At 63.8% G+C, this 13,040-nt stretch carries 12 protein-coding genes; 9 read left to right on the plus strand and 3 right to left on the minus strand.

Features of this window, described 5'->3' with window-relative positions; translation table 11 throughout:
- Window positions 1–15: 15 nt before the first annotated feature.
- Window positions 16–2,241, minus strand: coding sequence for a glycine--tRNA ligase subunit beta (gene glyS, locus A6F65_RS08500; RefSeq protein WP_067787779.1), 2,226 nt, complete (start codon window positions 2,239–2,241; stop codon window positions 16–18).
- A gap of 93 nt (window positions 2,242–2,334) precedes the next feature.
- Entirely contained in the window at window positions 2,335–3,234 is a 900-nt protein-coding gene (locus tag A6F65_RS08505) for a glycine--tRNA ligase subunit alpha (protein ID WP_067790350.1), read from the minus strand.
- 157 nt (window positions 3,235–3,391) lie between these two features.
- Between A6F65_RS08505 and A6F65_RS12905 the strand changes: the two genes are divergently transcribed.
- The 8 genes from A6F65_RS12905 to ychF all read left to right on the plus strand — a co-directional run bounded on the left by A6F65_RS12905 (window position 3,392) and on the right by ychF (window position 8,541).
- Window positions 3,392–3,538: a hypothetical protein gene (locus A6F65_RS12905; RefSeq protein WP_157093099.1), complete on the plus strand. Its 147-nt coding sequence runs from the start codon at window positions 3,392–3,394 to the stop codon at window positions 3,536–3,538.
- A gap of 4 nt (window positions 3,539–3,542) precedes the next feature.
- Window positions 3,543–3,740 carry a helix-turn-helix transcriptional regulator gene (locus A6F65_RS08510; RefSeq protein WP_067787781.1) on the plus strand — a complete coding sequence of 66 codons (198 nt, stop codon included), beginning with the start codon at window positions 3,543–3,545 and terminating at the stop codon, window positions 3,738–3,740.
- Window positions 3,724–3,945 (plus strand): hypothetical protein, encoded by a 222-nt coding sequence (locus tag A6F65_RS08515; protein WP_067787783.1) that lies wholly within the window; start codon window positions 3,724–3,726, stop codon window positions 3,943–3,945. Before A6F65_RS08510 ends, A6F65_RS08515 begins: the two co-directional genes overlap by 17 nt.
- A 2-nt stretch (window positions 3,946–3,947) precedes the next feature.
- Window positions 3,948–4,616, plus strand: a complete 669-nt coding sequence (locus A6F65_RS08520; protein ID WP_067787785.1) for a hypothetical protein — start codon at window positions 3,948–3,950, stop codon at window positions 4,614–4,616.
- A 41-nt stretch (window positions 4,617–4,657) separates the two neighbouring features.
- The gene (locus A6F65_RS08525) at window positions 4,658–5,590 is read left to right on the plus strand and encodes a TraB/GumN family protein (protein WP_067787788.1); all 933 of its coding nucleotides are present in this window, start codon (window positions 4,658–4,660) and stop codon (window positions 5,588–5,590) included.
- Window positions 5,591–5,751: 161 nt separating this feature from the next.
- Window positions 5,752–6,444: a 50S ribosomal protein L25/general stress protein Ctc gene (locus tag A6F65_RS08530; RefSeq protein WP_067787791.1), complete on the plus strand. Its 693-nt coding sequence runs from the start codon at window positions 5,752–5,754 to the stop codon at window positions 6,442–6,444.
- A 351-nt stretch (window positions 6,445–6,795) separates the two neighbouring features.
- Entirely contained in the window at window positions 6,796–7,365 is a 570-nt protein-coding gene (gene pth / locus A6F65_RS08535) for an aminoacyl-tRNA hydrolase (RefSeq protein WP_067787793.1), read from the plus strand.
- Window positions 7,366–7,440: 75 nt separating this feature from the next.
- Window positions 7,441–8,541: a redox-regulated ATPase YchF gene (gene ychF, locus A6F65_RS08540; protein WP_067787795.1), complete on the plus strand. Its 1,101-nt coding sequence runs from the start codon at window positions 7,441–7,443 to the stop codon at window positions 8,539–8,541.
- A gap of 106 nt (window positions 8,542–8,647) precedes the next feature.
- On the opposite strand, the gene A6F65_RS08545 is transcribed toward ychF, so the two are convergent.
- Window positions 8,648–9,901 (minus strand): hypothetical protein, encoded by a 1,254-nt coding sequence (locus A6F65_RS08545; protein WP_157093100.1) that lies wholly within the window; start codon window positions 9,899–9,901, stop codon window positions 8,648–8,650.
- A gap of 297 nt (window positions 9,902–10,198) precedes the next feature.
- Between A6F65_RS08545 and gyrA the strand changes: the two genes are divergently transcribed.
- Window positions 10,199–13,039, plus strand: a complete 2,841-nt coding sequence (gene gyrA, locus A6F65_RS08550; protein WP_067787799.1) for a DNA gyrase subunit A — start codon at window positions 10,199–10,201, stop codon at window positions 13,037–13,039.
- The last annotated feature ends 1 nt before the right edge of the window (window position 13,040 follow it).

Below are 13,040 nucleotides of genomic sequence, written 5' to 3' on the forward strand. Positions count from 1 at the left end.
CCGCGACCCGGCTACTCACCCCTCGATGCGGGAGAAGTCGGCGACGTTGTGCACTGCACCACGAAAACGCGCAAGCAGACCGAGGCGGTATGAACGCTTCTTTTCGTCATCAGCATTGACCGTAACATTTTCGAAGAACGCATCGATCGGCGCGCGCAGCGATGCGAGCGCGGCCATTGCGCCTGCGAAATCCTCCGCCGCCACGGCATCGCGTGCCTGCGGCTGCGCCGTGTCCAGCGCATCGATCAGCGCCTTTTCGGATGGCTCGGGCGTATAGGGCGGCGCCGAAGCCCCGCCGACAATGCCCTGCATGTCCGGATCGTCAACCAGCGCGAGCGGGTCTTCCTCACCCGTATGCGGCTCCAGGTCGTCGGAGGCCTGCCAGTCTTCCTTCTTCAGGATATTGGCCGCGCGCTTGTAGCCGGCGAGGAGGTTGGTGCCGTCGTCCGAAGCGAGAAAGGTCGAAAGCGCCCGGGCGCGTGCCTCGACACGGTCCATGCGCGCATCGGGCTCGCCCTTCCAATCCTGCGAGGCAGCAATGTAGTCGTGACGCAGGTCTTCGCCGCGCAATTGTACGGCAAGCCGCTCGGCGAGGAACTCAGCGACCTTCTGGCCCAAGGGTGCAAAGCTTAATCCACCCCACGCCTGCGCTGCTTGCGTCAGGTCGAGCTTCAAGTCGTTTGCCTGTTCCAGTCGCAAGTAACCCAGCGCCGCGCGGCGCAGTGCGAACGGATCTTTCGAGCCAGTGGGAAGAATGCCAATGTTGAAGAAGCTGAACAGATTATCCAGCTTGTCCGCGAGGCTCACGGCCACTGTCAGCGGAGCAGTTGGAACTTCGTCGTTCTGCCCGACCGGCTTGTAGTGGTCGCGGATTGCATCGGCCACTTCGGCCGGCAAGCCTTCGGCGCGCGCGTAATAGCCACCCATGAGGCCCTGAAGTTCGGGGAATTCCCCAACCATTTCCGTCACCAGATCGGCCTTGCAGAGTTCCGCTGCTTGCCGTGCGAGATTGTGATCGCCGTTGGGCGCGCGGGCATCGGATACGAGCCATGCAGCCAGCTTCGCTACACGGTCCACCTTGTCCGCAACCGTGCCCAGTTTCTCGTGGAAGGTGATGCGCTCCAGACCCTTGGCGTGTTCGGCCAGCGTCTTCTTGCGGTCGACGTCCCAGAAGAAGCGCGCATCGGACAGGCGGGCCGCGAGGACTTTGCGGTTGCCGTCGACGATGGCAGCGCCGCCGTCTTCAGCCTCGATATTGGCGGTGCAGATGAAGGCGTTGGCGAGCTGGCCTGAGGCGTCCTCACACACGAAATACTTCTGGTTCACGCGGGCGGTGAGCTGGATTGTCTCGGGCGGGACTTCGAGGAAATCCTCCTCGAACCGGCCGAGCAGCGGGATCGGCCATTCGGTCAGGCCGGCGTTCTCGATGACGAGACCTTCGTCCTCGACGAGCTTGAGGCCTGCACCCTTCGCGGCGGCCATTGCGCCAATCCTAATTTCTTCCTCGCGAAGCCTTTGGTCGACAATCACATGAGCATCAAAGAGCTTGCGCTGATAGTCGTCGGGATTACCGATTTCGATCATGCCGTTGCTGTTCAAAACAGTCGGGTTCTTGTCTTTGAAAAACTCGACCGGCAGCCCGAAATTGCGCGACTTGGGATCGGACTTCGTGATGCCATGGAAGCGATGGCCCGCAGTTTCCCGGCCGCTCTCGATGCCATGCACTTCGCATTCGACCACGTCGTCGCCCAGCAGGGCGACGATGCCGGAGAGCGGGCGCACCCAGCGCAGGCTTTCGGTGCTGATTGAGGCCGCGCCCCAGCGCATGGATTTGGGCCAGCTGAAATCGCGGATGATCGCGGGGATCGCTTCCGCCAGAACATCGGCCATGGCGCGGCCGGGCGTGTCGATGACGGCGAAATAGGTCTCCCGGCCCTTCACGTCGCGCACTTCCAGCTGGTCGCGCGAGACGCCGTTCTTGCGGCAGAAGCCGTCCACGGCCTGGTCGGGCGCGCCAACCGGCGGGCCCTTGGCTTCTTCGCTCACCGCATCGGTGGCGTCCGGCAGGTCGCGGGCGATGAGGGCGAGGCGGCGGGGCGTGGACCAGACGGTCAGCTCGCCCGGCTTTACCCCGGCGGCGTCCAATTCGCGGCGGAACAGCTTTTCCAGCTCTGCGCGCGCGCCGGCCTGCATACGGGCCGGGATTTCTTCGGAGCGGAGTTCGAGGAGGAAGTCAGACATTATCCGACCCCCGCTCATCCTGAGCTTGTCGAAGGATGTTGGCGCGAGCGTGCTTCGACAGGCTCAGCACGAGCGGATGTGGTGCAAAAGGCGTCATTTCGACCACTCCGGATATTTCTCGGCCCAGCCTGCGGCCCCTTTTTCCATATGCGCCTCGCAGCTGCCGCGTGCGAGGTCGCGGACGCGGCCCATGTAGCTGGCACGTTCCTGCACGCTGATCACACCGCGTGCCTGCAGCAGGTTGAAGATGTGGCTCGCCTCCACCGCCTGCTCGTACGCGGCAATGGGGACATTATGGTCGAGCGCGTTGCGGCATTCGGCCTCCGCCTTGTCGAACAGGTCGAACAGCGCATCAGTATTCGCGACCTCGAAGTTCCACTTCGACATCTGCTTCTCGTTTTCGAGGAAGACGTCGCCATAGGAGACGCCGCGGCCGTCGAAGTTGAGGTCGTACACATTGTCGACGCCCTGGATGTACATGGCGAGGCGTTCGAGGCCGTAGGTCAGCTCGCCCGCGACCGGCTTGCAGTCGAAGCCGCCCATTTGCTGGAAATAGGTGAACTGGGTCACCTCCATACCGTCGCACCAGACTTCCCAGCCCAGGCCCCAAGCGCCCAGCGTGGGCGATTCCCAATCGTCCTCCACGAAGCGGATATCGTGCTTCAGCGGGTCGATGCCGATGGCACCGAGGCTTTGCAGGTACAAATCCTGCAGGTCCGGCGGGCTTGGCTTCATCACCACCTGATACTGGTAGTAGTGCTGCAGCCGGTTGGGGTTCTCGCCATAGCGACCGTCCGTCGGGCGGCGGCTCGGCTGCACGAAGGCGGCATTCCACGGCTCCGGGCCGAGCGTGCGCAGGGTGGTGGCGGTGTGGAACGTGCCCGCCCCCATCCGCATGTCATAGGGTTGCAGGATCAGGCATCCATGCGCGCTCCAGAAATCGTGGAGGGCGAGGATCATGTCCTGGAAGCTGTTTGCCGGCTGTCTTTCCATTGCGAGCGTGCCTTGGCGCAGGCGCGGGAGAGCGTCAATGCCGCGCGGCATTCCCGTCCGGATTGGAAGGTAATCCCACCTTTTTGTCAGGTTGTGTTGACATGGTCAGCGAATCACGACATATAGTCAGGCATACCTTACATAAGGACGCGACAACATGACCAACCAGACCCGGAAAATCGATCTCGACTCAAAGCTGCGCTCGCTCGCGACGCGGATCTTCAAGCCGCAGACCGATGCCGACCATGATCTGATGTGGGTGGCCATAGCCTTCTTCGCCTTCGGGTTCCTGATCGGCGGATAGGACGATGAATAACCGCCTCAAGGTCCTGCGTGCGGAACGTGACTGGAGCCAGGCCATCCTGGCCCAGCACCTCGACGTCTCGCGCCAGGCCGTCAACGCGATCGAGACCGGCAAGCACGACCCGTCCCTGCCACTCGCCTTTCGCATTTCCCGCCTTTTCGAAATGCCTATCGAGGAGATTTTCAATGACCAGCAAGACTGAGCACGCTGCCGCACATTCCAACCTTGTCGGCAAGCTCTTGCGCGCCCTTGGCTGGACGCTCCTGACCATCGCAGCCGGATGGCTCGCCTATCAGGGTGGCTATCTGGTCGGCGAGGCAGGCGCCCGAATTTCGGACGCGCCCGGCATGCCCGACCTGTCCGCCCACGCCCCTTCGATCGATGCACTATTTCCGCGGATTTCCTGACGATGACAAAGATTGAGAATGACATTCCGCCCGCACAGCAGCAGACGGGCGACAGTCCGCAGCGCGAAGTGCTCCACGTAATTGGCTTTATCGGGGCGTGCTTGCTCGGCCTGGTCGTCATTGCCTTCACGGCGGGCTTCGTGGCGGGGATGACGCAGGATTCCTCCATCAGCCTGACGGACATGATCGCGCTCGGTATCGCCTTCGTGCTGCTGGCCGGTGTCGCGTGGGTGCTGAAGCGCACCTTCCCGGTCGCTGCACTGCCCGCCAGCCCGCGGATGCGATCGAACCGCCTGATGCTCTATGTATCGATTATCGTCGGCGTGCTGCTGGGTATCGCGCTGGTCGCGGTGCAGGAAGAGAGCGGTGCGTCCCCGGAGCTCATCGTCACGTCGGGTTCGCCCATCCCCCAGTCCGTCGCCATCATCCTGATCGCCGGGATGCTGCTGGCCACGGTGCTTTCCATCCGCTGGCACATGCTGCTCGACGAGCATGAGCGCGCTGCTTACGACTTCGGCGGGATTGCAGCCCTCTACACCTATTTTACGCTGAGCGGCGCATGGTGGCTGGCCTGGCGCGGCGGCATGGTCATCGCCCCCGATGGCTACGCGATCTTCTGGACCACGCTGGTGGTCTGGATGCTGGGCTGGCTGGCCAAACGCTTCTTCTGACAATTTCGAAACCCACAGATACACAAAGCAAGGAACGACACATGAAAACGCTTCTCAAGACCCTCGCCACGGCAGGCTCCGCCCTCGCCCTCGCCCTGTCCTCCGGCGCCTGTTCGCAGGCAGACACGCCCGCGCCGGCTACGGCTTCGGCAGCCCCGATGCAGGCCGCAGCCGATTATGTGACCCCGGCCCTGTGGATGCTGCAGGACGAGGATACGACGATCTACCTGTTCGGCACGGTCCATATCCTGCCCAAGGGCGTGGAATGGTACGACGGCCGCATCGCCGCCGCCTTCGAAGGCAGCGACGAGGTCGTGACCGAAATCGACATGAGCAACCAGGCCGCCATCGGTCAGCTGTTCATGTCCCGCGGGATGCTGCCCCCAGGCCAGAGCCTGCGCGACCTGATGACTGATGAGGACCGCGCGCAGTACGAGGCGGCGCTGACAGAGCTGGGCATCCCCGTGGCGCAGTTCGACCGTTTCGAACCGTGGATGGCGTCCATCGTGCTGAGCCAGTTGCCCATGATGAAGGCCGGTTATGACCCGAACTCCGGCGTGGAGATGGCGCTGCTGAAGGCCGGCCCCGACAAGGAGCGCGGCGCGCTGGAGACGGCGGAATTCCAGGTCGACATGTTCGATGGCCTGCCGATGGAGACGCAGCTGACCTTCCTTGACGAGACGGTCGAGAACCTTGGCGGCGTGGTGACCACGATCGATGCGATGGTTGCGGAATGGCTGGCTGGCGATCCCGATGGCCTGGCCGTCCTGCTGAACGACAATCTGGACGATCCGGTGCTGTATCAGCGCCTGCTGACGGACCGTAACGCCAACTGGGCCGTGTGGATCGACGACCGGATGGACCAGCCTGGCACGGTATTCGTGGCGGTTGGTGCCGGCCACCTCGCCGGTGAAGACAGCGTGCAGGGAATGCTGGAAGACCGCGGCTTCACCGTGACGCGCGTCACGCAGTAATCGACCCTCCCGTATGGGCCACATGACGCCGCCCCGGGCAGCACCATGGGTGCTTGCCTTGGGCGGCGTTCCCGCGTAAGGGCGCGCACTTCCTGTCCATGGTCATCCCTGGAGGCGTGGCGGGAAGCACTGACATCAATGCAATTCGAAAGGCATGCATCATGAGCGACGCTCTGAACCTGTCGGCCGAGCTGCGTGAACGGGCTGGCAAGGGAGCCTCCCGCGCGCTGCGAAATGAAGGCCGCGTCCCCGCTGTAATCTACGGCGGCAAAGAAGAACCCACGACGATCCACGTCGAAGCCAAGGCGCTGGTAAAGCTGCTTGGCACGGGCCACTTCATGAACTCCATCGTCAACATCGACGCGGGCGGCAAGAAAGTCCGCACGCTGCCGAAGGACGTGGCGTTCCACCCGGTCTCCGACCGCCCGATGCATGTGGACTTCCTGCGCCTGTCCAAGGACGCGAAGATCGAAGTCAACATCCCCGTCGTCTTCGTGAATGAAGAAGCCAGCCCCGGCCTTAAGAAGGGCGGCGTGCTGAACGTTGTCCGTCACGAGCTGGAACTGGTCTGCGAAGCGGACAAGATCCCGAGCGAGATCGAAATCGACGTCACCGGTACGGAAGTGGGCGATTCGATCCACATCAGCGCCGTGACCCTGCCGGAAGGCAGCGAAAGCGCGATCACCGACCGCGATTACACCATCGCGACGCTGGTTGCCCCGTCTGCGCTGAAGCGTTCGGAAGGCGAAGCCGCCGACCAGACCGGCGAAGACATGGAAGCTGGCGAAACCGCCGCGACCGAACAGGGTCCCGATGCGGACGCCGCCGAAGAACAGGAAGCCAAGAGCGAGTAATATTACGCTCTGCGACCGAACAGAAAAGGGCGCCGCCTCCATTGGAGTCGGCGCCCTTTTTGTCGGTCGTTTGCTTCATGAACCCGCATCCGCGGGTTCGTCCTCGGTGCTGCTCCCTCCGCCCGCCGGTGGCGGCCTGCGGGGCACCTGCGGGCAGCCGGTCGGCCTTGCGGTCCGCTCAGGGCGGACCGGAGTGGAGCCATGCGAGGTGGCCAGCTCAAGCTCGGTCGATGGTAATCGACCGCAAGCGCGACCGCGCGTCGGCCGGTAGGCCGGTAGGCCGGAAGCCAAGCAGCGCGGACGCGCTGCGCCCGGCGCTTGAGGGGCAAGCGAAGCATGCTAAGGGAAACTATGCAAATTTGGGCAGGTCTTGGAAATCCGGGTCCGCAATATGCGATGAACCGGCACAATGTCGGCTTCATGGCGTGTGACGTGATCGCGGACGCGCACGGGTTTGGCCCGGTGCAGAAGAAGTTTTCCGGCTGGGCGCAGGAAGGCCGCATCGGCGGCGAAAAGGTGCTGCTGCTGAAGCCAGCCACCTTCATGAATGAAAGCGGCCGCGCGGTGGGCGAGGCGCTGCGTTTCTACAAGCTTGGCCCCGATGCGCTGACCGTCTTCCATGACGAGCTTGACCTCGCGCCGTTCAAGGTGAAGGTGAAGCAGGGCGGAGGCCATGCCGGCCACAATGGCCTGCGCTCCATCCACCAGCATGTCGGCGACGAATACCGCCGCGTGCGGATCGGCATCGGCCACCCGGGCCACAAGGACCGCGTGCATGGCCATGTCCTGGGCAATTACGCGAAGGCGGAGATGGACGACCTGGTCGACATGCTCGGCGCAATCGGCGCGGAGGCGGACTGGCTGGCGAAGGACGAAGCCGCCCGTTTCATGAGCGACATCGCATTACGGATGCAGGGCTGACACGCATCTGGTAAAGCGCCGGCCGCGCCGCTAATGCGCGCGCCAACCACTATTCCTATCTGAAGGACATCACCCATGGGATTCCGCTGCGGGATCGTCGGCCTGCCCAATGTCGGCAAGTCCACCCTGTTCAACGCACTCACCGAAACGCAGGCCGCGCAGGCGGCGAATTATCCGTTCTGCACGATCGAGCCCAATGTGGGGCAGGTCGCCGTGCCGGACGCGCGGCTGGACAAGATTGCGGCCATCGCCAAGTCGGCCAAGGTCATCCCCACGCAGCTGGGCTTCGTGGACATTGCCGGGCTGGTGAAGGGTGCGAGCGCGGGCGAAGGCCTGGGCAACCAGTTCCTCGGCAATATCCGCGAAGTGGACGCCATCGTTCATGTCCTGCGCTGCTTCGAGGATGACGACATCCAGCATGTCAGCAACCGCGTCGATCCCATTGCCGATGCCGAAGTGGTCGAGACCGAGCTGATGCTGGCGGACCTGGAAAGCCTGGAGAAGCGCGTACCCGCTGCGCAGAAGAAGGCCATCGCCGGAGACAAGGACGCCAAGGTCCTCGCCAGCGTGCTGGGCCAGGCGCTGGACCTGCTTCGCGACGGCAAGCCCGCGCGCCTGACCGAGCCGAACGGCGATGATGAGGAACGCGTGTTCGCGCAGGCGCAGCTGTTGACGGCAAAGCCTGTCCTTTATGTCTGCAATGTTGCTGAGGAAGACGCGGCCGACGGCAATGCACTGTCGGCCAAGGTGTTCGAGAAAGCCGAAGCCGAAGGCGCGCAGGCCGTGGTCGTTTCCGCCGCCATCGAGAGCGAGCTGGTGGAAATGCCGCTGGAGGACCGCGCGGAATACCTCACCGAGCTGGGCCTGGAAGAGTCCGGGCTCAGCCGCGTGATCCGTGCCGGTTACAAGCTGCTTGGGCTGCAGACCTTCTTCACCGCCGGCCCCAAGGAATCGCGGGCATGGACCTTCCCGGCGGGCGCGAAGGCTCCGCAGGCCGCCGGCGAGATCCACACCGACTTCGAGCGCGGGTTCATCCGTGCCGAAACCATCGCCTATGACGATTACATATCGCTGGGCGGGGAAAACGGCGCGAAGGAAGCGGGCAAGCTGAGGCAGGAAGGCAAGGATTACGACGTGCAGGACGGCGACGTCATGCTCTTCAAATTCAACGTCTGACGCTCAGGCCTGGGCCTCTGCCCTCCCCCTGATTGGAGCACAAAAGAAAGCGGCGCGGCAACCTCTGGGTCGCCGCGCCGCTCTTGTATTCAGGTCTGACCGCAGATCAGCTCTGGGAGTCGATCCAGGCCATCCACAGGCGCGCGATCGGAACGCGCGGACCGGCGATCTCGGCGAAGGTCGAGCGCGCGAGGTCAAGCTTGCCCTGCATGGCCTGCGCGATGCCGAGGCGGGTCACCACCATCTGGCGGTCACGAACGCCTTTCTCCAGTGCGACATTGTACATGTCTTCGGCCTCGGCATAGGAGCCCAGGCTGTAGAACGTGTCGCCCACGCCCTGCGCGGTCACGCCGGTGCTGGAAGAACGTGCTTCCGCAACCAGGCCGGCGACTTCGCGCGCATCGGCGGCGGAGCGGGTCTTCGCGAGGTTGTAATTGTCGGTATAGACCGTGTCGCCGGTGCTGATGATGCCGGCTGCGACGCCTTCATCCAGCACGGCCATCACTTCGCCGCCCATCTTGCGGGGATCGGCGGATTCGACATACTCGACGTATTCGTAACGCTCCTTCAGCGCGCCGGTCTTGCGCTGCAGGCGCAGCAGGTCCAGCTGAGCCTGCGGTTCGAAGCTGTTCGTCGCATTCACGACCTGCACACCGTAGAGCCAGTTCTGCTCCGTCGGGTTCTGGCTGATCAGCATGGTCGCGAAATCGAGCGCCTGGTCGGGCAGCTCGTTCTCATAGGAAAGCTTCAGGCCGCGCAGCAGCCATGCCTCGTCCACCGGCAGGCCTTCGGCCATGCGCGTGGTGGCGGCGCCCTTCAGGAAGTTAAGGCCGCCGGAAATGTCGTTTTCCTTGAAATAGCTTTCCGCGATCAGGCCGGTGGGATCGTTTTCCGTATAACCGGCAGCAGATGCCGCCTGGAAATAGGTGCGAGCCATCGCGAACTCATTGTCCTGGTAAGCCAAATTGCCGGCAAACCAGTTGAACAGGCCAAGACGTTCGGCCGGGACCTTGCCGCTTTCCAGCGACAGTTCGAGGCCCTGGCGCTGCAGCGCGCGGTCGGACAGCGCATTGCCGGCCTGCAGCGAAAGCTGGCCGACGGCAAAGCGCTCGTCTTCATTGGTGATCAGCGCCAGCAGGGCGGGCAGCGCGGTGCGCACGCCTTCCCAGTTCGGCGTCTCGCCCGTCGTCATCTCGGCGGCTGCACCGTAGGCTTCCTTGAACTTCTTGGAATATTCCTGCGCGTGCGCCTCGACGGGTGTAACCGCAGTTGCGACCACTGCGCCCGATGCAAGAGCCATCGCCATTGCGATGCCGGACACGAAACCCGATTTGCGGGCACGAAGGGGATTGCGAAGCATGAACATACTCTCCTGAAACCGTAAATTGTATCGTAGGGCCGATTTGTAAGGCCGGCCAGCCCGTCGATCTTTCAGCCGTTGGCGCGCCTTGGCGCTGGCTCCGACGAATTGCAATAACCCTACATTTTGCCCCCTGAATAGTGATTGAACGCACGGACGCCCTCCAGCGGTCCCGAATGTGGATAAATCGCCGGAAATCCGTGCTTTTGGCGCAGCAAAGCTGGTCCGCAAGGCCGCGTGCGCGTAGTCTGCTGCTGCAATGCATATCCCCATGAAACAAACAGCCGGGAACGCCTGATGAGCGACGACACAGAAACCCTCGAGCCCGCAGCAACCCCGCACGAATACGAACGCATCGACATCGTCGATGAGATGAAGACCAGCTACCTCGATTACGCGATGAGCGTGATCGTCAGCCGCGCGCTGCCCGATGTGCGTGACGGGCTGAAGCCGGTCCATCGCCGCATCCTCTTCGCCAGCCAGGAAGGCGGCTTCGTGGCTGGGCGCCCTTATCGCAAGAGCGCCAAGATCGTGGGCGACGTGATGGGTAACTACCACCCGCACGGCGACAGCGCGATCTACGACGCACTCGCCCGCATGACGCAGGACTGGTCCATGCGCGTGCCACTGGTGGACGGCCAGGGCAATTTCGGCAGCATGGACCCCGATCCGCCCGCCAGCATGCGCTATACCGAAGCGCGACTGGCCAAGGTGGCGACCACGCTGCTGGACGATCTGGACAAGGACACGGTCGATTTCGCGGAGAACTATGACGGCTCACGGCAGGAGCCGACCGTCCTCCCCGCCCGCTTCCCCAACCTGCTGGTCAATGGCGCAGGCGGCATCGCGGTGGGCATGGCCACCAATATCCCGCCGCATAACCTTGGCGAAGTGATCGACGGCTGCCTGGCCTTCATGGACAATCCGGGCATCACTTCCGAAGAGCTGATGGAGCACATCCCCGGCCCCGATTTCCCGACGGCGCCCCTGATTTTGGGCCAGAGCGGCGCGAAGGCCGCTTACACCACAGGCCGCGGCGGCGTGCTGATGCGCGCCCGGCACGAGATCGAGGAGAAGCGCGGGGACCGTAAGTCCATCGTGCTCACCTCCATCCCCTACCAGGTCGGCAAGAGCGGGCTGGTCGAGAAGATCGCCGATGCCGCCAAGGAAAAACGCATCGAGGGCATTTCCGACATCCGCGACGAATCCAGTCGCGAAGGCGTGCGTGTGGTCGTCGACCTGAAGCGCGACGCCAGCCCCGAAGTCGTGCTGAACCAGATCTGGCGCTACACGCCCGCGCAGGCCAGCTTCCCGGCAAATATGCTCGCCATTCGCGGCGGCCGGCCGGAAGTGCTGACGCTGCGCGATTTCGTGCAGACCTTCATCGCCTTCCGCGAGGAAGTGATTACGCGCCGCACCAAGTTCGAGCTGAACAAGGCGCGCGACCGGGCGCATATCTTGCTGGGCCTGGTGGTCGCAGTGTCCAATCTGGACGAAGTCGTCGCCATGATCCGCAGCGCGCCCAACCCGGCGGAAGCCCGGGCGCGCCTGCTGGCCAAGGAATGGCCGATCGGCGACATCGCGCAGTACATCCGGCTGGTGGAGGCGATCGAGCCGACCGCCGACCAGGAAGAGGGCACTTACCAGCTGTCCGAACGGCAGGTGAAGGCGATCCTGGAACTGCGCCTGCACCGCCTGACGGCACTCGGCCGTGACGAAATCGGCGAGGAGCTGAAGGAGCTCGCGCTGGCCATCGAGGAATACCTCTCGATCCTGGCCGACCGCGCGAAGCTGTACGGCGTGATGCGCGGCGAGCTGACCGAGATCCGCGACAATTACGCCACCCCCCGCCTGTCCGAGATCGCCCCCGCCTGGGACGGGCTGGAGGACGAGGACCTGATCGAGCGCGAGGACATGGTCGTGACCGTGACCCACGGCGGCTACATCAAACGCACCCCCCTCTCCACCTTCCGGGCGCAGGCCCGCGGCGGCAAGGGCCGCAGCGGCATGGCCACGAAGGACGAGGATGCGGTGGTCGAGATGTTCGTCACCAGCACGCACAACCCGGTAATGTTTTTCACTAACACCGGCCGCGTCTATCGCCTGAAGGTCTGGAAGCTGCCCGAAGGCGGCCCGCAGACGAAGGGCCGCCCGATGGTCAACATGCTGCCGCTGGGCGAGGATGAGCGCGTGACGAACGTGCTCAGCCTGCCGGAGGACGAGACCGAGTGGGAAGCGCTAAATATCGTCTTCGCGACGGAACAGGGCATGGTGCGCCGCAACTCTATGGACGCGTTCACCAATGTCCCCACGGCCGGCAAATACGCAATGGGCTTCGTGGAAGGCAGCGATGACCGCCTGATCGGTGTGGAGCTGCTGAACGAGACGCAGGAGATCTTCCTGGCGAGTGACGCCGGCAAGGCGATCCGCTTCCACGCGACAGACGCCCGCGAAACGAAGAGCCGCACTGGCATTGGCGTGCGCGGCATGACGCTGAAGGACGGGGCCAAGGTCGTCTCCATGGCCGTGCTGGACCCGCTCGATGCCGACATGGAGAAGCGCGAGGCATACCTGCGCGCGGCGCATTGGAAGAACAACGAGGCGGAGCACACGCTGGATGCCGAAACGGTCGCCAAGATGCGGGAGGAGGAGGAGTTCATCCTCACGCTGACGCAGAACGGCTACGGCAAGATCAGCAGCGCGTATGAATACCGCACCATCGGGCGCGGCGGCCAGGGCCTGACCAATATCGGCAGCCCGGACAGCAACCCCGAACGCAACGGCCCGGTCGTTGCCAGCATGCCGGTCACGCATGGCTCGCAGCTGATGCTGGTGACGGACCAGGCCAAGCTGATCCGCCTGCCCATCCACTTCCGCCACGAGATCGAAGGCGGGTTCGAGGATCACAAGGGTATCTCGGTATCCGGCCGCACATCCTCCGGCATCGGCATCTTCAACGTGGCCAAGGGCGAGAAGATCGTCGGCGCCGCGCTGATCGACGAGACCGAGGAACCGGAGAACGAGGCGGAGGAAGCCGTGGTGGAGGAAATGGTCGAACGCCGCGGCGGCGGGGACGTGACCACCCCCGACACCACGATGGACCGCGATTCCAACGCGGACGAGGATCCGGAAGCCTAAC

Origin of the sequence: Paraurantiacibacter namhicola (assembly GCF_001687545.1) — a bacterium.
In the GTDB taxonomy this organism is placed as follows: domain Bacteria; phylum Pseudomonadota; class Alphaproteobacteria; order Sphingomonadales; family Sphingomonadaceae; genus Paraurantiacibacter; species Paraurantiacibacter namhicola.

Coding starts and splice junctions, on each gene's coding strand:
- glyS (WP_067787779.1), bottom strand. CDS start 2,241: ATGTCTGACTTCCTCCTCGAACTCCGCTCCGAAGAAATCCCGGCCCGT.
- A6F65_RS08505 (WP_067790350.1), bottom strand. CDS start 3,234: ATGGAAAGACAGCCGGCAAACAGCTTCCAGGACATGATCCTCGCCCTC.
- A6F65_RS12905 (WP_157093099.1), top strand. CDS start 3,392: ATGACCAACCAGACCCGGAAAATCGATCTCGACTCAAAGCTGCGCTCG.
- A6F65_RS08510 (WP_067787781.1), top strand. CDS start 3,543: ATGAATAACCGCCTCAAGGTCCTGCGTGCGGAACGTGACTGGAGCCAG.
- A6F65_RS08515 (WP_067787783.1), top strand. CDS start 3,724: ATGACCAGCAAGACTGAGCACGCTGCCGCACATTCCAACCTTGTCGGC.
- A6F65_RS08520 (WP_067787785.1), top strand. CDS start 3,948: ATGACAAAGATTGAGAATGACATTCCGCCCGCACAGCAGCAGACGGGC.
- A6F65_RS08525 (WP_067787788.1), top strand. CDS start 4,658: ATGAAAACGCTTCTCAAGACCCTCGCCACGGCAGGCTCCGCCCTCGCC.
- A6F65_RS08530 (WP_067787791.1), top strand. CDS start 5,752: ATGAGCGACGCTCTGAACCTGTCGGCCGAGCTGCGTGAACGGGCTGGC.
- pth (WP_067787793.1), top strand. CDS start 6,796: ATGCAAATTTGGGCAGGTCTTGGAAATCCGGGTCCGCAATATGCGATG.
- ychF (WP_067787795.1), top strand. CDS start 7,441: ATGGGATTCCGCTGCGGGATCGTCGGCCTGCCCAATGTCGGCAAGTCC.
- A6F65_RS08545 (WP_157093100.1), bottom strand. CDS start 9,901: ATGCTTCGCAATCCCCTTCGTGCCCGCAAATCGGGTTTCGTGTCCGGC.
- gyrA (WP_067787799.1), top strand. CDS start 10,199: ATGAGCGACGACACAGAAACCCTCGAGCCCGCAGCAACCCCGCACGAA.